Origin of the sequence: Methylobacterium sp. 275MFSha3.1, from assembly GCF_900108435.1 — a bacterium.
Classification (GTDB): Bacteria; Pseudomonadota; Alphaproteobacteria; order Rhizobiales; family Beijerinckiaceae; genus Methylobacterium.
Map to the genome: position 1 here is coordinate 194,041 of NZ_FNWP01000004.1, position 16,999 is coordinate 211,039.

A 16,999-nucleotide genomic window follows, 5' to 3' on the forward strand; every position below is an offset into this window, starting at 1 on the left:
CGGGACGGGCGCCGTCTGCGCGCATCCCTCTCCCCGGCGACCGGGCGGCCTGCCTTTCCCCTCGAATGAGGCGAAGGCATGACACCGCGGCCGGGGAAGCTGTCGGAACCGTCCCGACCGCGCCCGGCCCCCGATAGGCTCCCATCCGCCCGGCCGCAAGCGCGACGTTGCGCGGCCGCGAGGCACGAGCGCGTGATCGGGCCGCGCCGCCGGACGCCGCCGAAGGCCTTCCGGACGCCCTCCGGCAGCGATCGGCGGCGCGGCCGCTCTTAGCGGTCGGTTAACCCTGTCGGGCCGAGATGATAGGCGTTCTGCAGGATCGGCGGGGGCGGCGGGTTTGAGCGCGTTGGCGGTGGCGGAGTGGGCGGAAGACGCCGCACCGGACGCGTCCGCGCGATCCGAGGACGCGCCCGACGGCCTGTCCGGAGTCCTGTCCGGACGCCTGTCCGACGGTCTCGCGACCCGCCTGTTCGCCGCCGCCCTGGCGGGCCCGCAGCGCACCCTCCTGCGTGATTCGGGGGACCGGGTCGCGTGGTGCGGGCGCCCGTCCATCACCTGGACCTACGCGGCCGCCGCCGAGATCGTCGGGCGGCTCGCCCGCGGGATCGCCGCGTGGCGGCTCCCGGCCGGCAGCCGGATCGGGCTGTGGTATTCGGGCGGTGCCGAATCGGCCCTCGCCCACCTCGCCGTCGAGGCGGCCGGCCACCTGCCCTGCGCGATGCCCGCCCTCTGGGACGAGGCGGAGCTCTCCGCCGGGATCGAGGCCGCGGGCCTCGTGGCCGTGCTGACGGAGGGCCGCCGCGGCGCGCGCCGGCCCGCCGAGGACCTCACCCGCGCGGCCATGCGCCATTTCGCCCTGCGCTACCTCGCGGCCTTCGGCCCGAGCGTGCCGGACGGCGTGATCAGCCTCGACGCGATGGCCCTGGAGCGGGGCGTGGTCGAGCCGGCGCCGGGCCGCGGCCTCGTCACCTTCGCGGGCGGCGATCCCGGCCGGCCGGTCTACCGCACCGCCGCGGCGCTGGCGGCGGCGGTCGCCGCCCATCTCGACGCGCTGCCCCTGACCGCGGACGAGCGGGTCCTGACGCTCCTGCCCGGCCACGACCTGCGCGGCCTCGTGACCGGCCTGGGCACCGCCCTGGCGGCCGGCGCCGGCCTGGAGACCGTTCTGCCCTTCGACGAGACCGGGTTCCGCGCCGCCCTGCTGCGGCCGGTTCCGACCCGGCTGGTGGTCCCGGCGCGGGTCGAATCGGCCCTCGCCGCCCTGCCGCTGCCCTGGACCGTCCGGGTCCTCGACGTGGTCCACCGCGCGCCCGCCCGGCTGACCCCGCGGGGCGCCGGGCCCGCGGGCCCGCAGCGCCTCGATTCGCTGGTCCTGGGTGAGGCGCTCGTGCTGACCCGCCCCGGCCCGGACGACCTCGCCGCGACCCTGGCCGAGCCCGGGCAGGCCTTCCTGCCCCGCGACCTCCTGGACCTCGCCGCCGGCGCCGACGGCGACCTCGCCTGCCGGGGGGCGGCCTGCGCGGCCTCCCCGCTCACCCGCGGCGCGATCCCGGCGACGGACCCCCTGGCGTGGCGAAGCACGGGCTTCCGCCCGCTCCGCGCGGACGGGCGCGCGGACGGGGGCGCGAACGGGGCGGTCGCGGTGATCGCCGCCACCGTCGCGACCGTCCCCTCCGCCTGAACGGCGGACGATCGCCGGTTCATCCGGCACTCAGGCGGCGCGGATAATCTCGCATCTGCACACGAACCGACGGATCCGATCCGCCTCTTCGCGGGTTCTGCATCGGATTGTCGTGACGGCTATCTTTCCAAGCCGTCCGGGATGGAGTACCGCTCAAGCTTATGGGTGCGCTGCAACAAGTGCTCGTGGTCGACGACGGCGTCCGCGCCGTGGACCGGTCCCTCTCGGGCGAGCTGGCCAGCCTCGGATACGCGAGCGTGACCGCCTCGATGGAGGCGGCCGACGACGTCCTGACCGTGATCGCCCGTCCGGCGGCCGTGCTGCTCCAGGCGCCCACCCGCCGGAATCCCGCCTACGCCCGCCGCGCGGCCCGCCTCCGCGGCCAGCTGCGCGAGCGCGGCATCCCGGTGATCCTCATCGGTGATTCGGGCGAGGCCCGAGGCGGCGGCCCGGTCGATCTCGCGACCCGGCTCGGCGCCTACGTCGCCGCCCAGCCGGATCTCTGAGGCCCCCTCCGGCGCGCGCCGAGGTCGCGGCGTCCGGGCGCTCGCGTCGGGACTGAGTCCGCCTCCGGGAAACGCCGTCCCACTGCTCCCTGTCACTGCCGGTGCCGCACGAGGCGCGGATCCCCTCTCCCGCGCGGGAAAGGGGGCGCCGCTGGCGCGAGACGATCGGGAACGGTCCTAGCGCGCCGCGCGCATCAGCTCCGGTGCGCCGATCCGGGGCAGCACGCCCTCCCGCATCACCAGGCGCCGCAGCGGTCCGAGCTGCGTCATCGCCAGCAGGCCGAGACCGCGCAGCGCGTCGACCGGCAGCAGGTCGGTGAGCAGGCTGCGGTTGAGGAGATCGACCGCGGCGGTGCGCGCGGCCGTGTCGACGCGGCGCGCCCGCGCGTAGCCGTCGAGCACGGCGCGCGCGCCGGGATCGCGGCGGTCGCGGGCGGCGGCCAGCACCGCGTCGCGCAGGGTCGCGGCGTCGCGCAGGCCGAGATTGAGCCCCTGCGCGCCGATCGGCGGGAAGACGTGGGCCGCCTCCCCGATCAGCGCCAGCCGCGGGGCCACGGGGGTCGCCACCGCGAGGCCGCGCATCGGCACGAGGCCGCGGGGGCCGTCGACCCGCATGGCGCCGAGCATCGCCCGGGCCTGCCGCTCCACCGCCTGCCCCAGCGCCGCGTCGTCGAGGGCGGCGAGCCGCCGGGCCGCCCCCTCCCCGGTCACCCAGACGAGGCTGGACCGGTGGCCGCCGGGCAGCGGCACCAGGGTGAAGGGCCCCGACCGGGTGTGGAACTCGGTGGAGACGTCGCGGTGCGGGCGCGCGTGGGCCAGGATCGTGGTGATGGCGCTCTGCGGGTAGGTCCAGTCGCGCACGCGGACGCCGCTGGCGGCCCGCAGCGGCGAGCGGGCCCCATCGGCCCCCACCACGAGCCGGGCCTCGACGGCACGCCCGTCCGCCAGCGCGACGCGGGCCGCCGCCTCGCCGGGCACGGCGCCGGCGGCGTCCGCCTCGACCAGGGTGAGGTTGTCCTGCGCCCGGGCGCGGGCGCGCAGGCTCTCGACCAAGCGGGCGCTCTCGACGTTCCACCCGAAGGCGTCGAGGCCGATCTCGGCGGCGCGGAACCGCGCCGGCGGCGGCCGGAACAGGCTGCCGGTGTCGTCGACGATCTGCAGCGTGCAGAGCGGGCTCGCGTGCGGCGCCGCCGCCTCCCAGGCGCCGAGCGCGTCCAGGAAGCGCACCGACCCGTCGAGGAGCGCGACGGTCCGTCCGTCCGCCACCGGGGCGTGGCGCCCGACCAGCGCCGTGGGGATCCCTTCGCGGGCGACCGCCAGGGCGGCGGCGAGCCCCGCGGCCCCGGCCCCGACCACGGCGACCTCGAAGACGGTGTTTGTGTCCTCCGGCATGGTGTCCTGCACGATCGACGCGTCCCACTCGGGACAGTGTGGCGTCGGGCTTCCCAAGGTTCCGGTTGATGCGCGGCCCCGTCATCGCGAGCGGAGCGACCCGGGGCAGCGGGACGTCAGGAAGCGTGGTGCCACCCTGGGTCGCTTCGCTCCGCTCGCGATGACGGCGGTGTCGAAGTCATCAACCGGGGACGCTGTTCGCGAGCCCGGCACGTCTCGTATCTGCGCTTTTCAGCGGATCTGCCAAGACCGGCGACGCGGGGCCACGGCGCCGCAGCCCGTCAACCCAGGAACGCCGCAAGCTCCGAGAGAACCGCGTCCGGCCGCTCCTCCTGGAGGGTGTGGCCGCAATCCAGCGCCCGGCCCGAGACGTCGGTCGCCTTCTCGCGCCACGTCTCCAGCACGTCGTAGGTCCGGCCGACCACGCCCTTCGCGCCCCAGAGCGCCAGCAGCGGCGCGGTGATCCGGGCCTCGGCATCGGCCGCGTCGTGCTCCAGGTCGATCCCGGCGGCCGCCCGGTAATCCTCGCAGATCGCGTGGCGGCACGCCGGGTCGGAATAGCAGCGCAAGTACTCGGCGAAGAGCTCCGGCGGGGTCGAGCCGGGGGTCTTCGACTGGCCCTCGACGTGGTGGCGCAGGAAGTATTCCGGATCGGCCCCGATCAGCGTCTCCGGGAGGGGATAGGGCTGGATGAAGAAGAACCACCAGAAATAGCGTGTGGCGAAATCCTTGTCGGTGCGCGCGTACATGGTCGCGGTCGGCGCGATGTCGAACACGGCGATCCGCTCCACGGCCTGCGCATGATCCAGGGCGAGGCGGTGGGCGACGCGCCCGCCCCGATCGTGGCCGACCACCGCGAACCTTTCGTGGCCGAGCGCCCGCATCACCGCCACCGCGTCGGCCGCCATGGCGCGCTTGGAATAGGCGACGTGGCGCTCGCCGCCCGGGGGTTTGGCCGAATCGCCGTAGCCGCGCAGGTCCATCGCCACCACGGCGTGCCGCTCGGCGAGGCGCGGCGCGACGTGGAGCCAGGTCGACAGGGTCTGCGGATGGCCGTGCAGGAGCAGCACCGGCGGCCCGGACCCGGCCGAGCGGGCGTTGATCGTCACGCCGGGCGCGGTCTCGATCCGGTGCCGGTCGAAACCCGGCAGGAAGTCGCGGGCCATGGATTCGGTCTCCGGGTTCGGTCTCCATCCTGCCGCACTGGCGCGCCGGGATGCACCGGATGATAAGGCGCCTCCGGCACCATGTCCGCCGAACCGCCATGACAGATGCACGCGCGACTCAGGACCCGGCCTTGAAGGATTCCGACGCGGCCGAGGCGCCGGCGGCGGAGGCCGCCCCCGCGCCTGCCGTCGCCCCGCCCCTGCGGCCGAGCATCCTCGACCCGCTCTTCGCGCCGGCCCGCGCCCTGCCGGGGATCGGGCCGAAGATGGCGCCGCTCATCGAGAAGCTGCTCGGCACCCCCGAGCGCGAGGCCCGGGTCGTGGACCTGCTGTTCCACCTGCCCCAGGGCGGCGTGGCGCGGAAGCTCATGGGCTCGATCAGCGAGGCCCCCACCGGCGAGCCGGTGACGATCGGCGTCACCGTGGTGGCGCACCGCCCGGCCCAGGCCGGGCCCGGCCGGCGCCCGCACCGGGTGCTGGTGGAGGATGCCTCCGGCGACATCTCCCTGGTCTTCTTCGGCATGCCCCGCGCCCGGGTGGAGAAGATGCTGCCGCTCGGGTCGCACCGCTACATCACCGGCCGGATCGACCTCTGGGACGGCACCCGCCAGATGGTCCACCCGTCGCGGATCGTGGACGAGGCGGGCCTCGCGGAACTCCCCGCCGTCGAGCCGGTCTACGGCGCCACCGAGGGGCTGACCTCCCGGGCGATCAACAAGCTCGCGGTCGCGGCCCTCGACCGGCTGCCGGTCCTGCCGGAATGGCAGGACGCGGCCTGGCTGGAGCGGAACCGCCTGCCCGCCTTCGCGGACGCGCTCCGCCTCGAGCACCGCCCCGAGGAGGCGCCCCCGAAGGCCGAGGACCCGCTCCAGCCGCCGCCCGCGACGCCGTCCCGGAAGCGGCTCGCCTACGACGAGCTCCTCGCCTCGCAGCTGGCGCTTGCCCTCTTGCGCGCCCGCCAGCGGCGCAAGGCCGGCCGGGTCAATGCCGGCGACGGCGCCCTGAGCGGGCGCCTCGAGGCCGCCCTCCCCTTCGCGCTGACCGGCGCGCAAAGCCGGGCGGTGGCGGAGATCCGCGCCGACCTCGCGGCGCCCCGGCGGATGCTGCGCCTGCTCCAGGGCGATGTCGGCGCGGGCAAGACCGCGGTGGCCCTGCTCGCCATGGCCTCGGCGGTCGAGGCCGGGCGTCAGGCCGCCCTGATGGCGCCCACCGAGATCCTGGCGCGGCAGCATTTCGAGCGGCTGAGACCGCTGGCCGGTCCCCTGCGCCTGCGCCTGATGACCGGCCGCGACCGGGCCGCGGAGCGGAAAAGCACGCTCGCCGACCTCGCCGCGGGCGAGATCGATATCCTCGTCGGCACCCACGCCCTGTTCCAGGAGGCGGTGACGTTCCGCGACCTCGGCCTCGCGGTGGTGGACGAGCAGCACCGGTTCGGCGTCCACCAGCGCCTCGCGCTCGGCGCCAAGGGCGAGGCGGTGGACTTCCTGGTCATGACCGCGACGCCGATCCCCCGCACCCTGGCGCTGACCTTCTTCGGCGACATGGACGTCTCGATCCTCGACGAGAAGCCCGCCGGCCGCCAGCCGATCCGGACGATCACCCTGCCGACCGAGCGGATCGACGAGGTCGTGGCCGGGCTGGCGCGCGCGATCGCCGGGGGCGAGCGGGTCTACTGGATCTGCCCCCTGGTGGAGGAATCGGAGTTCGTCGACCTCGCCGCCGCGGCCGAGCGCTTCGACGATCTGCGGAAGCACTTCGGCGACGCGGTCGGGCTGATCCACGGCAAGATGCCCGGCCCCGAGAAGGACGCCGCCATGGCGCGGTTCGCCGCCGGGGAGACCGAGCTCCTGGTCTCGACCACGGTGGTGGAGGTCGGGGTCGACGTGCCCGAGGCCACCATCATGGTGATCGAGCACGCGGAGCGCTTCGGGCTGGCGCAGCTGCACCAGCTCCGCGGCCGGGTCGGGCGCGGCTCGAAGGCCTCCTCGTGCCTGCTGCTCTACCGGGGGCCCCTCGGGCAGGTGTCCCGGGCCCGGCTGGAGATGATGCGCGCGAGCGAGGACGGCTTCCGCATCGCCGAGGCCGATCTGAAGCTGCGCGGCGAGGGCGAGGTGCTCGGAACCCGCCAATCCGGCATGGCGGCGTTCCGGCTGGCGCGGCTGGAGAGCGACGCCGCCCTGCTGGAGGCCGCCCGCGACGACGCGCGGATGATCGTGGAGCGCGATCCCGGCCTCAAGAGTCCGCGGGGACAGGCGCTGCGGGTGCTGCTCTACCTGTTCGAGCGGGAGGCCGCGATCCGGCTGATCGGGGCCGGATGAACGGTTTCCTGAACGGATTCGTTCAGGAAAGTCCGGCCTTCCTGAACGGCCGGATCCGGAATCGCCGCCGCGCGACCGGATCGGTACTCCGATGCGCCGATGTCACAGGCTCTCTGGAAAAGTGTTTCGTTTCAGAGGTTTGACGGGATCGCGCGGAAGCTTGGCGGCGCCGTACGGGCGGTCCGGGAGGCTCCGGACAGGCCTCGTGACCTTGCATCAGCCATATTCTTCCCTTAACTGGAGATGAACGAATGGCCCGGTAAGCCGGGACATCACGGACGAATCTGGAGGACGGACATGTCGAACGGACTGTTCCAAGGCCTGCCGGGCTCCCACGAGATGGCCGGTGCCCACGCCCTGCCGACCGAGCCCTGGCTCCTGCCGATCTCGGATCGCGCCGCCGAGGCGGCGGGCAAGACCGCGGACGAGCTGCAGGCCGCCGTGCGTCGGGCGTCCCGGCCCTTCTGGCTGGCCGCTAACGGGCTCTGCATCGCGCTGGGCCTCGCCCTCACCCTGCAATGCGCCTCCGGCTGGGGCCCGACGGCGCCCCGCAGCGCCGTGACGGTCGCGCAGGCGACGCCGCCGACCATCGCGCCGCAGACCGCCTCGCTGCAGCGCTGAGCCGATAGCAGTCTGATCATTTCAGGGCCGTCCCGCGCGCGCGGGGCGGCCTTTCTCGTGGACGATGGCCGCCAATCCCACGGTCTCCCGCAAGCCGAGGAGCGGTGAGCTCGGCGCGCAGGAGGCCTGGATCGCGCGCCGGCGCCTCGGGGACGGCCCCTTGAGCGGACCCGGAGGTCGTCCCCGCTTCGACGGTTCCGGTCGACGCTGCCGTCATCGCGAGCGCAGCGCAGCGACCCGGGGCAGCGGGACGTCCTGCACCGTGGCGCGAGACGGGGTGGCTCAGGCCGCCGAGACGGCGACGAAGCCGGCGACCGGGCGCCGCATCACGCGTCCTGCGGCTCCCGGCGGGGCAGCGGTCCGCCGGCCTGCTGGGCCGTCCGCAAGGTGGCCGCCATGGCGTTGAGGCGGCCCTGCGGGTCCTCCGGCTGGATCACCCCGGCCGACATCACCAGCTTGGCGGCGTCGTCGACGCTGATGGCGAGCTCCACCACCTCCGCGCGCGGCAGGTAGAAGAAGAAGCCCGTGGTCGGGTTGGGCGCGCAGGGCAGGAAGACGCCGACGAGGTCGTCCGCCGGCGCCCCCCGGGCCCGCAGCGCCCCCTCGACCTCGTGGGCCGCCGGGGCGGACAGGAACACCACTGACCACGTGCCCTTCACGGGGAACTCCACGAGCCCCACCGTGCGGAACGAGGTGCCGTTGGCCGAGAACAGCGTCTCGAAGATCTGCCGCAGGCCCTTGTAGAGGCCGGAGATCACGGGGGTCCGCGCCAGCAGGACCTCGCCGAACTCGATCACCGAGCGTCCGACGAGGTTCGCCGTGAGGAAGCCCAGCAGCGTCACCGCCAGGAACGCGATCACGAGGCCGAGGCCCGGGATCGAGAACGGCAGGTAATGGTCCGGCAGGTAGCTCGCCGGCACCAGCGGCTTCACGAACGAGTCGATCAGCGCGATGAACCACCACGTGATGTAGGCCGTGATGGCGAGCGGGCCGGCGACGATGATTCCGGTGAGGAAATAGGTGCGCAGCCGGCCGCGCGCGCTGACCCGCGTCTTCGGCGCGCCGCCGCCCGCCGCGGCGTCGGGTTCGGGAACCTGGATCGGCGGGGGAATCGGCGCCACGGGTGCCCTCTCGGCCGCACCACGCGCGGCGATGACGCTGCGGGAGCCGTCCCCCGCTGGCAGAGAGGTAGCGGTTGCGCTTGTCCGCCTCAAGGGCGGCCCCGCCTCCCTCAGGCGTCCGCACCCGGCGGTCGGGCGGCGGGGACCGGCATCGCGTCCCGGGGAATCACGGCGCCGCGATGCCCGATCACCGCCCCGGCCAGGCGGTGCGCCTCGGCGGCGGCGGCTTCCGGTGCCAGCCCGGCGATGCGCGCCGCGAGGTAGCCCGCCGCGAAACTGTCGCCCGCCGCCGTCGTGTCGACGACCCGCGCGGCCCGCCCGGCCGACACCGCGGTGTCGGCCCGGCCGTGCAGCACCCGGGCGACGGGGCCGGATCCGTCCGAGGTCTTGAGCACGATCTCGGCCCGGTCGCGGTGGCGCAGCACCTCGTCCTCGCCCGCCGCGCCGAACAGCCAGTCCAGATCCTCGGCCGAGGCGAAGATCACGTCGGCGAGGTCCAGGGCCGCGCGGAAGGCCGCCCAGGCCTCGTCCCGGTCGGGCCAGCCGCGGGGACGGTAATTGGTGTCGAAGGCGACCTGCCCGCCCCGCTCCCGCAGGCGCGACAGCGTCTCGAACAGCACGGCGCGCCCGGTCTCGCCGTAGAGCGAGAGGCTGATGCCGGACAGGTAGACGAGGTCGTAGCGCTCCAGCTCCGCCTCCGTCTCGGCGGCGCCCGGCTCGGTGAAGAGGTCCCGGGCGGCGGCCCGGTCGCGCCAGTAGTGGAAGCTGCGCTCGCCGTCGGCATCCGTGCGGATGATGTAGAGGCCCGGCATCCGGCCCTGCAGGCGCCGGACCCGGTCGAGGCCGATGCCCTCGCGGCCCCAGGCCGCCGCCATCTCGTCGCTCCAGATGTCGTCGCCCAGCGCGGTCACGTAGTCCACCGCGACGCCGAGGCGCGCGAGGTAGAGCGCGGTGTTCAGCGTGTCGCCGCCGAAGCCCCGGACCAGATTCCCGTCCGGGCGTTCGGACAGTTCGACCATGCACTCGCCGATGCAGGCGACCCTCATGCGGTTCCTCCCGGTGCGCGACCCCGTGTCCCCGCATTGTACGGCCCGGCCTGTCAATCGCCACCGGTCCCGACCTCGCCGCGCCGGCCGCGCTCGCGTGGCCCCGTCGCGCGCCCGTCTGAGGAGCCTCGACGATCCAAGGATCAGCGCGCCAGTCGCTCGATTTCGTGGGATTTGCATATCGATAATTTGGCAAACGTATTGTAATATACGCACCATGACCGATTATGTGTTCTATGCAATCAATAGAATTCGCAATAAAATCTGTAATATGCGTGCATGAATCGTCATATAATCTCGAGGTTGCGCTTTTCTAAAGTTCGATTCAATGCCGGAGCGGAAAATCACCATTCTTAAACACCGAAGGTCAGAGAACATCCTTCGCGACAGCGGTCATTATCGAGCGAGATCCGGTCGCGTTGCTGTCGTGACGGTGTGTGCCGAACGCGCGGAGGGGCGGGATGCGGTCGAGGATCCCGGAAACCTCCGTTCACAGCGCGGCAGGAACGAATCCGTTCGATCGGGAACAAACCGCCTCGGGCTGGAATGTCGATGCAAGATGTTTGTCGATCGCGGGCGCCATCTCGATGGAGATACGTGCCGGATCTGAAGACATTCCGGATGAATGGTGAAGTGTTGTGCCGAAAAAATTCTCGTGGCCGAGCGGCGGGAACGGTGATACGGTTCGAACGGTGCTGAGATGTTCCATACTGCTTTAAGCGCTCTGACTTTCTCGTCGGGAGAGTTCCTGACTCTCACGGAAAGTCGGGGCGTGAGTGGGGCCTGGAGCTGGATCTTCGCGGGCGAGGAGCAGGTCTGGTCGCCCGGGTTCTACCGGCTGCTCGGGCTCGTTCCGAACGCCGCGAAGGCGCGCTACGACCTGTTGCTGAGCCTGATCCATCCCGAGGACCGGTCTCTCATGCCGGCGCTGGCGGACATCCGGCAGGGGCACGTGCCCCGCGAGGTCATCGTCCGGGTGATCCGGACGAACGGCACGGTGCGCACGCTCTCGCTGACGATGGAGGTGCGCGTCTCGGCGGAGGGGCGGCCCGTCGCCCTCAGCGGCACGGCGCTCGACGTGAGCGACCGCGAGCAGCTGGCGCGCCTGCGGCAGGAAGAGCGCCGCCGGCAGAGCGCGCTCTACCTCACGGAGCACATCACGACCTTCTCGATGGGGCTCGACCGCGTCCGGGACATCCCGTTCGCCGTCGCCCAGGTCCACGGGCTCCCGCTGGAGGAGATCTGCGCCGAGCCGTATATCCTGATCGTTCCCGAGGAGCGCGCGGGCTTCCGGGCGGCGGCCCTGGAGCAGATCGAGCGGCGGGCGTTCTTCCAGGGGGGCGCCCACGAGCGCCTCGCCAACGGCGAGCTCTGGCACTTCCGGATCCTCACGATGCCCGTCTGGGATCCGGACGGGACCTATCTGGGGCGCTGCGGGCTCAAATACCCCGTCCGCAACCACGCCCCGCCCCCCGGCGGCCTGCACGAGGGGCTGGAGCATTCCGTGAGCGGCCACCACCTGCGGGCCGCGCGGGCGCTCCTCGACTGGTCGATGATGGAGCTCGCTCAGGCGAGCGGCCTGTCGCATTCCACCGTGCGGCGTCTGGAAGAGGACAGCGAGCATCGGGGAAGCCGGTCCCGCCTGCACGCGGTCGAGGCGCTGCGCCGGGCGGGCGTCCGGTTCGTCCCCATCGATGACGGGACCCTGGCGGTCGCCCGGGTCTGAGCGGCCCGCGCGGCCGACGGGCGCTCGCGGGATCCGCCCTGCCCCGCCCCACCGGGTCATCGGGGTCGGTCTCCGCGCTGGCCCCCCCCGGGGGCCCCCCGACCCCAGCGCGGAGACCGGGACGGGCGGATCGGGCGATCCGCCGTCAGGCATTCCCGCGCCCGTGTCCCGCGGCGGCCCGGACGGGGCCGCCGATCCAGGGCGGTGCGGGCCTGGCCGCCTCAGGCCGCCTTGTGTCCGAGCTGGATCGCCTTGGCGATCTCCGAGCGCTTGGCGGCGTAGCCCGGGGCCACCATCGGGTAGTCGGCCGGCAGGCCGTACTTCGCCCGGTAACGCTCCGGCGTGAGGCCGTGCGCCGTGAGGTGACGCTTCAGGGTCTTGTAGGACCGGCCGTCGATGAAGCTGATCAGGCCGTCCTGCTGGATCGAAGCCTCGATCTGCGCCGCCGTCGGGCCGGTCCAGCCGGGACCGGATCCCGAGCCGCCGCCCTGCAGCACCGATATGGCCGTGTGCACCTGGTCGATCAGAACCGGCAGGTCGCCCACGCCCACCGCATTCCGAGACACGTAGGCCGCGACCAGTGATGCCGTGCACTTGATCAGGTCTGTGTTCAGGTCCGAGGTCTTTTCGTTCAGATCGATGGTATTCATGAATCCCCCAGTACCGAAATTCGAGGCATGAAAACCGGCGCATCGATAAAGCTGAGGCTAGGATCAGATTTTACCGCCCAAGCATGCGCCGAATTGCTTCGAGTGTGCCAAGATTGGCGCGTAACTATACAAAAACTGTCTATTTTGTCTATACTTTATCTTAGGATGTTCTTTGAACATTTTCTGTTCTTGCGAGGCAACATGAAGTTGCCAGGCCTGCGGCGTCTCGCAAACAGTGCGCAGTTTCGGCCTCCGGTCCGTGAGGCTGTCCGCGATGACTGCGAACGGCCGCGCGATGACGGGCTGCAGGGGCGCGAATCAGCGGCGGAGACAGGGACGGATCGCGGATGCCGCCCGGTTACGGGTCGATCGGACCGCGGCCCGCGTCCCTGCTGACCATCGGTCGGGCGGCGCGCGACGGGATCCCGGGGGCCGTGGCGCTTCTCCACGGCCTCTCCGCGGGCGCTGGCGCCGCGACCGGGCCGCGATTAACAAAGTTCTCAGGCAAGGCGTGGATCGTGCGCGCCGGGCGCGTCGCGAAACGCTCGCGCGTCGGGAGCCTCGTTCCGGCCGTGACGGCACGGCGGCATCCGTGCGAGAGGCCCGTCGACGCGCGCTATCGAGGGCGACCCCTATGTCCGGACCCTGTGCGACCACTATCCCGCGCGCGCTCTCCGCGCTCGAAGCGCCCGGACCGGGCGCCGCGGACGCGGTCGGCGGCCGGATGCCGCCCCTCTGGATGCTGCTCGTCGGCCGGGCCGCGGTCCGCCGTCACTGGCACCTCATCGCCGCCACCGGCCTGCTGTGGTCGTCGCTCGGCCTCCTGGTGGTGATCGATTCCCTCGACGGTGCGCTCCACGTCCCGGACCGGTGGTTCGGCCTGATCCTCCTGGCCGAGGGCGTGAGTTCCCTCCTCGTCGGCGCGTCCGCGATCGGCGCCGCGCGCCGCCTGCGCCTCGCCAAGGGCGCGCTGCTGTCGGTCATGGCCGTGCTGATCATGATGGCCACGAAGCACAGCACCTTCCTGCTCGCCATGATCTTCGGCGTCGCCTTCGTGGTCGACGGCCTCGTCCGGATCACGATCGCCGGCCTGCTGAAATTCGCTGGCTGGCGGATGTCGGTCGCCCTCGGCGGCCTCAGCATCGCCTTCGGCCTGTTCCATCTCCAGCCCTGGCCGACCTGGTACGCCGGCACGGTCGGCTACTGCATCGGCATGTTCCTGATCCTGAACGGCGCCAACCTCGCGCTGGTCGGGCTGCGCACCCGGCGCTTGGGCACCGCCGAGCCGGCCGTGTCGGTCGTGTCGGTCGGCGGCGACGAGCCCGGCAGCCTGACGGTCTATGTCTGGACGCCCACCGGGCAGGCGACCACCCCCGCCGGCCAGCGGCTGATCCGGCGCTACGTCGCCTCCGTCGACAAGGCCGGGCGCTTCTCCACCGGCCACGCGGCCCTGCAGCAGGGCGACGACCTCTACGTCAGCCACTACCCCGCGGTGGAGATCGACCGCTCCCCCGCCAACCTGCGCTCGAGCCTGCGCGCGGGCCCGGAGAACGACGTGCCCGGGCGCTTCCTGCCCTCGCACGCCGCGGAGGTGGCGGACTGGTGCCCCGCGACGGTGGCGGTGACGCTGAACGGCATCGACGCCGCCCGGCTGCGGGCGTTCTGGGCGCAGTACAGCCGCGACACCACCTACAACTTCATCAGCCGCAACTGCTCCACCACGGTGGCGCGGGCGCTGGACATCGCCGTGGAGGGCGCGTTCAGCCGCGGCGGGCATCCCTGGCGGCGGCTCGCGGCGGCGCTGACCACGCCGGAGTTCTGGGCGGCGGCCTTCCTGCGCAACGGGGCGCGGTCCATGACCTGGACCCCGGGCCTCGTGCTCGATTACACGCGGGCGCTGAGCGCCCTCGTGGATCCGGCCTCGCCGGTGCCGTCGATCGCCTGGAAGCGGGTCGGCTGGCGGCTCCTGCGCAACTGGCGGGCGCGGGACCTCGCGCCCCTGAGCCCGATCGCCCGGCAGCCCTCCGTGCCGGGAGCTGGCCCGACAGAAGCCTGATCCCGGCCCGATCCCGGCCCGATCGGGACTCGGGACCGCGGTCGCCCGCTCAGGGGTCCTTGCGGGCGGCGGGGCGGCCGGCGGCGAGGTCGCCCGCGATGGCCTGCATCACCGCCAGCGTGTCGACCTCGTCCTGCTCGGCGCCGTGGTCGCTGAGCTTCACGATCACCGTGCCGGTCGCGCGGTTCACGTAGATGTACTGGCCGTAGACGCCGATCGCCGAGATGTCGTCGTCCTCGCCGCCCGGGGCGTGCCACCACTGGGCCGAGTACTGCCAGCCGTCGACGTCGCGCCGGGCCGGCGTCATGATCCGCTCGATCCAGCGGCCCGGGATGATGCGGTGATCGCCCGACCGGCCCTGGTCGGCCACCAGAAGGCCGAGGCGGGCGAAGTCGCGGGCCGTCGCGTTGATGCAGCAGAACGCCTTCTCGATGCCGCCGGGCCGGTCGAGGTTCCAGGTGGCATCGGCCTGGGCGCCCATCGGCTTCCAGATCCGCTCCGAGAGGATGTCGGCCAGCGGCTTGCCCTCGACCCGGGCGAGGATCAGGCCGAGCAGCTCGGTGTCGATGCTGCGGTAGCGGCCCTTGGTGCCGGGCTTGAACGCCAGGTGGGCGTTGTCGCGCACGAAGGCCGTGAGATCGCGCGTCAGGTACATGCCGGCGGTGCCGGTCAGGGGATGCCGGGGGTCGTAGTTCTCCGGCACGGCGATGCCGCTCGCCATGTCGAGGAGGTTGCGCACGGTGATCTGGCCGAAGACCGCGCCGTTCCGCAGCTCGGGCAGGAGGGTGGAGACCCGGTCGGTCTCGGCGAGCTGACCCCGCGCCACCGCGGCGCCGACAAGCAGCGAGACGATGGACTTCGCCACCGACCACGAGGGGAACAGCGTCTCCGGTCCGGTGCCTGCGCGCTGCCACTCGTGGATCAGGACGCCGTCCTGCAGCACCAGGAACGCGTTGGTGTGGGTCGCCTCCAGCACCGTCATCAGCGGGACTGTCTTGCCCTTCCAGGGGACGCGGTCGAGGATCGGGCGCGGCCGCGCCGGCAGGTCGCTCGCCCGGGCCGGGGCCTGGACGATCCGGCTCGGGAACCACGTGCCCACCGACGACGGCTCGATGACCGCGAGCGCCGTCAGGGTGACGGGATCGGGGACGTTGATCAGCGCGGCCGCGGTCCAGGCGCAGCCCGCGATCGCGGCGCCGCCCGCCGCGGCGATCGCGCCCCAGCGGCGGCCCCGGCGCGCGCGGGCCGGAGAATCCGGGATCGCCAAGGACGCGGTCATGCTGGATCTGTGTCGCTCTGGATCGTCGCTGTCGCGCGGCCGGCCCCGGGGCGGGACGGCGCGCGGTCACCATGATCAGCAGGCCTTAACGAAAGCCCCAATCGGCCCCGGCGCCGGGCCGGTCCGTCGCCCGCGAAGCGGCGAGCCGCCGGTTCGGAAATGTTCACGGATCTGTGGCCTTGTGTCCGGCGACCGCCGACGTCCGCGGCCGTTTCGACGCGGATCCGGGCCGGCCCAGCGCCGCCCCGTCCGCGCGGGCGTCCGATTCGAACCTGGTTCTACACGCCTCGACCGCCCGACTCACCCAGCCCGCGCAGCCCGAAAGTCCGCCGTGCCATGAATCCGTACCTGATCCTCGGGCTCGCCATCGGCGCGGAGGTGACCGCCACCCTGGCGCTGAAGGCCGCCGACGGCCTCACCCGCCCGGGGCCGACGGTGATCGTGGCGCTCGGTTACGGCACCGCCCTGTGGCTGATGTCGACCAGCATGGACATGCTGCCGATCGGCGTGGTCTACGCGATCTGGTCGGGGATCGGCATGATCGGCGCGGCGCTCGGCGGCGCGTGGCTGTACGGCGAGGCGCTCAACCCGACGATGCTGGTGGGCATCGGGGTGATCGCCCTGGGCGTGACCGTCCTGGCCGCGGGTCAGGGCCAGCACTGAGGCTCCCGGTCCGGTCCCGAAACGGGACAGCCTCGCCACATCCTCGCCGCGAACGTGCCGTCAAGCTTGGCCTTCGTCCGGTTGGAGCGGAACACCGCCCGGCTGGTCAGGCTGGAGGAGCACGGAGCGCGGATGCATGCGGGGTAGCGAGAGGACGAAGGTCGGTCCTGCACTGATCGTTCTGGCGGCGGCCGGCGGCCTGGGGGCCTGCAACACCGCGTCGCCGGTGCTCACGACGGGATCGATCCCCGACCGCAAGCCGCCGATGGTCGTCAGCGACGCCGAGCGCGATTGTCTGGGCCGCGCCATGTACTTCGAGTCGAACAGGAGCGACAGCGACGGGCTGGTCGCCGTCGGCACGGTCGTGATGAACCGGCTCGAGAACGCGATCTTCCCGGGCGGCATCTGCGCGGTGGTCGGGCAGCCGGGCCAGTTCGCGCCGGGCGTCCTCACCAAGCCGATGCAGGAGAAGGACCTGCAGAAGGTCGCCGACGCCGCCGACGCCGTCCTGGCCGGCGAGCGGCACCCGAAGGTCGGGAAGGCGATGTTCTTCCACACCGCGGGCCACCGCTTCCCCTACACGAACATGCACTACGTGGCCGTCGCCGGCGGCAACGCCTTCTACGAGAAGCGCGACAGGCGCACGGCCAAGCTGGAGAAGCCGGAGAAGCCGGCTCAGCAGGACAGGCCGGCCACGCCCGCCCTGCCCGCGACGGCCCTGACCTTCGCGGCCGTACCCGCGCCGCCCGCCGCGGGCCCCTGATCCAGGCGGCC

At 72.8% G+C, this 16,999-nt stretch carries 15 protein-coding genes; 8 read left to right on the top strand and 7 right to left on the bottom strand.

Going from position 1 to position 16,999, the window contains the following annotated elements; all coding sequences use genetic code 11:
* The first annotated feature begins 337 nt into the window (after nucleotides 1-337).
* Nucleotides 338-1,681 carry an AMP-binding protein gene (locus BLW78_RS05880; protein WP_244526792.1) on the top strand — a complete coding sequence of 448 codons (1,344 nt, stop codon included), beginning with the start codon at nucleotides 338-340 and terminating at the stop codon, nucleotides 1,679-1,681.
* A gap of 161 nt (nucleotides 1,682-1,842) precedes the next feature.
* Nucleotides 1,843-2,187, top strand: a complete 345-nt coding sequence (locus tag BLW78_RS05885; RefSeq protein ID WP_020093275.1) for a hypothetical protein — start codon at nucleotides 1,843-1,845, stop codon at nucleotides 2,185-2,187.
* A 177-nt stretch (nucleotides 2,188-2,364) separates the two neighbouring features.
* Here BLW78_RS05885 and BLW78_RS05890 read toward each other — a convergent pair whose 3' ends face one another.
* Nucleotides 2,365-3,579, bottom strand: coding sequence for a UbiH/UbiF family hydroxylase (locus tag BLW78_RS05890; RefSeq protein WP_091677528.1), 1,215 nt, complete (start codon nucleotides 3,577-3,579; stop codon nucleotides 2,365-2,367).
* Nucleotides 3,580-3,860: 281 nt separating this feature from the next.
* On the bottom strand, nucleotides 3,861-4,745 hold the full coding sequence (locus BLW78_RS05895; protein ID WP_091677531.1) for an alpha/beta fold hydrolase: 885 nt from the start codon (nucleotides 4,743-4,745) through the stop codon (nucleotides 3,861-3,863).
* A gap of 98 nt (nucleotides 4,746-4,843) precedes the next feature.
* On the opposite strand from BLW78_RS05895, the gene recG reads away from it, so the two are divergent.
* Together recG and BLW78_RS05905 are read left to right on the top strand one after the other, a co-directional pair.
* Nucleotides 4,844-7,063, top strand: coding sequence for an ATP-dependent DNA helicase RecG (gene recG, locus BLW78_RS05900; protein WP_244526793.1), 2,220 nt, complete (start codon nucleotides 4,844-4,846; stop codon nucleotides 7,061-7,063).
* A 297-nt stretch (nucleotides 7,064-7,360) separates the two neighbouring features.
* Nucleotides 7,361-7,684: a hypothetical protein gene (locus BLW78_RS05905; protein ID WP_012318646.1), complete on the top strand. Its 324-nt coding sequence runs from the start codon at nucleotides 7,361-7,363 to the stop codon at nucleotides 7,682-7,684.
* Nucleotides 7,685-8,010: 326 nt separating this feature from the next.
* On the opposite strand, the gene BLW78_RS05910 is transcribed toward BLW78_RS05905, so the two are convergent.
* From BLW78_RS05910 to BLW78_RS31285, 3 genes are all read right to left on the bottom strand, one after another.
* Entirely contained in the window at nucleotides 8,011-8,796 is a 786-nt protein-coding gene (locus BLW78_RS05910) for a DUF502 domain-containing protein (protein WP_234083002.1), read from the bottom strand.
* 119 nt (nucleotides 8,797-8,915) lie between these two features.
* Complete coding sequence (locus tag BLW78_RS05915; RefSeq protein WP_091677536.1) at nucleotides 8,916-9,851, bottom strand: sugar kinase; 936 nt, start codon at nucleotides 9,849-9,851, stop codon at nucleotides 8,916-8,918.
* Nucleotides 9,852-10,341: 490 nt separating this feature from the next.
* Nucleotides 10,342-10,560: a hypothetical protein gene (locus BLW78_RS31285; protein WP_170855092.1), complete on the bottom strand. Its 219-nt coding sequence runs from the start codon at nucleotides 10,558-10,560 to the stop codon at nucleotides 10,342-10,344.
* A 63-nt stretch (nucleotides 10,561-10,623) separates the two neighbouring features.
* On the opposite strand from BLW78_RS31285, the gene BLW78_RS05920 reads away from it, so the two are divergent.
* The gene (locus tag BLW78_RS05920) at nucleotides 10,624-11,577 is read left to right on the top strand and encodes a PAS domain-containing protein (protein WP_244526800.1); all 954 of its coding nucleotides are present in this window, start codon (nucleotides 10,624-10,626) and stop codon (nucleotides 11,575-11,577) included.
* Between the two features lie 221 nt (nucleotides 11,578-11,798).
* Here BLW78_RS05920 and BLW78_RS05925 read toward each other — a convergent pair whose 3' ends face one another.
* Nucleotides 11,799-12,227, bottom strand: a complete 429-nt coding sequence (locus BLW78_RS05925; protein ID WP_020093268.1) for a Ros/MucR family transcriptional regulator — start codon at nucleotides 12,225-12,227, stop codon at nucleotides 11,799-11,801.
* Between the two features lie 634 nt (nucleotides 12,228-12,861).
* Between BLW78_RS05925 and BLW78_RS05930 the strand changes: the two genes are divergently transcribed.
* Nucleotides 12,862-14,283, top strand: a complete 1,422-nt coding sequence (locus BLW78_RS05930) for a DUF4105 domain-containing protein (RefSeq protein WP_020093267.1) — start codon at nucleotides 12,862-12,864, stop codon at nucleotides 14,281-14,283.
* A gap of 49 nt (nucleotides 14,284-14,332) precedes the next feature.
* On the opposite strand, the gene BLW78_RS05935 is transcribed toward BLW78_RS05930, so the two are convergent.
* A complete protein-coding gene (locus BLW78_RS05935; protein WP_020093266.1) occupies nucleotides 14,333-15,562 on the bottom strand; it encodes a serine hydrolase domain-containing protein in 1,230 nt (409 codons plus the stop codon).
* Nucleotides 15,563-15,898: 336 nt separating this feature from the next.
* On the opposite strand from BLW78_RS05935, the gene BLW78_RS05940 reads away from it, so the two are divergent.
* Together BLW78_RS05940 and BLW78_RS05945 are read left to right on the top strand one after the other, a co-directional pair.
* Entirely contained in the window at nucleotides 15,899-16,225 is a 327-nt protein-coding gene (locus BLW78_RS05940) for a DMT family transporter (protein ID WP_020093265.1), read from the top strand.
* Nucleotides 16,226-16,361: 136 nt separating this feature from the next.
* Nucleotides 16,362-16,988, top strand: coding sequence for a cell wall hydrolase (locus BLW78_RS05945; RefSeq protein ID WP_056523258.1), 627 nt, complete (start codon nucleotides 16,362-16,364; stop codon nucleotides 16,986-16,988).
* The last annotated feature ends 11 nt before the right edge of the window (nucleotides 16,989-16,999 follow it).

Bases quoted from the DNA above. Each gene is read 5' to 3' on its own strand.
- BLW78_RS05885 (WP_020093275.1), top strand. From the start codon at position 1,843: ATGGGTGCGCTGCAACAAGTGCTCGTGGTCGACGACGGCGTCCGCGCC.
- BLW78_RS05890 (WP_091677528.1), bottom strand. From the start codon at position 3,579: ATGCCGGAGGACACAAACACCGTCTTCGAGGTCGCCGTGGTCGGGGCC.
- BLW78_RS05895 (WP_091677531.1), bottom strand. From the start codon at position 4,745: ATGGCCCGCGACTTCCTGCCGGGTTTCGACCGGCACCGGATCGAGACC.
- recG (WP_244526793.1), top strand. From the start codon at position 4,844: ATGACAGATGCACGCGCGACTCAGGACCCGGCCTTGAAGGATTCCGAC.
- BLW78_RS05905 (WP_012318646.1), top strand. From the start codon at position 7,361: ATGTCGAACGGACTGTTCCAAGGCCTGCCGGGCTCCCACGAGATGGCC.
- BLW78_RS05915 (WP_091677536.1), bottom strand. From the start codon at position 9,851: ATGAGGGTCGCCTGCATCGGCGAGTGCATGGTCGAACTGTCCGAACGC.
- BLW78_RS31285 (WP_170855092.1), bottom strand. From the start codon at position 10,560: ATGGAACATCTCAGCACCGTTCGAACCGTATCACCGTTCCCGCCGCTC.
- BLW78_RS05925 (WP_020093268.1), bottom strand. From the start codon at position 12,227: ATGAATACCATCGATCTGAACGAAAAGACCTCGGACCTGAACACAGAC.
- BLW78_RS05930 (WP_020093267.1), top strand. From the start codon at position 12,862: ATGTCCGGACCCTGTGCGACCACTATCCCGCGCGCGCTCTCCGCGCTC.
- BLW78_RS05935 (WP_020093266.1), bottom strand. From the start codon at position 15,562: ATGACCGCGTCCTTGGCGATCCCGGATTCTCCGGCCCGCGCGCGCCGG.
- BLW78_RS05940 (WP_020093265.1), top strand. From the start codon at position 15,899: ATGAATCCGTACCTGATCCTCGGGCTCGCCATCGGCGCGGAGGTGACC.
- BLW78_RS05945 (WP_056523258.1), top strand. From the start codon at position 16,362: ATGCGGGGTAGCGAGAGGACGAAGGTCGGTCCTGCACTGATCGTTCTG.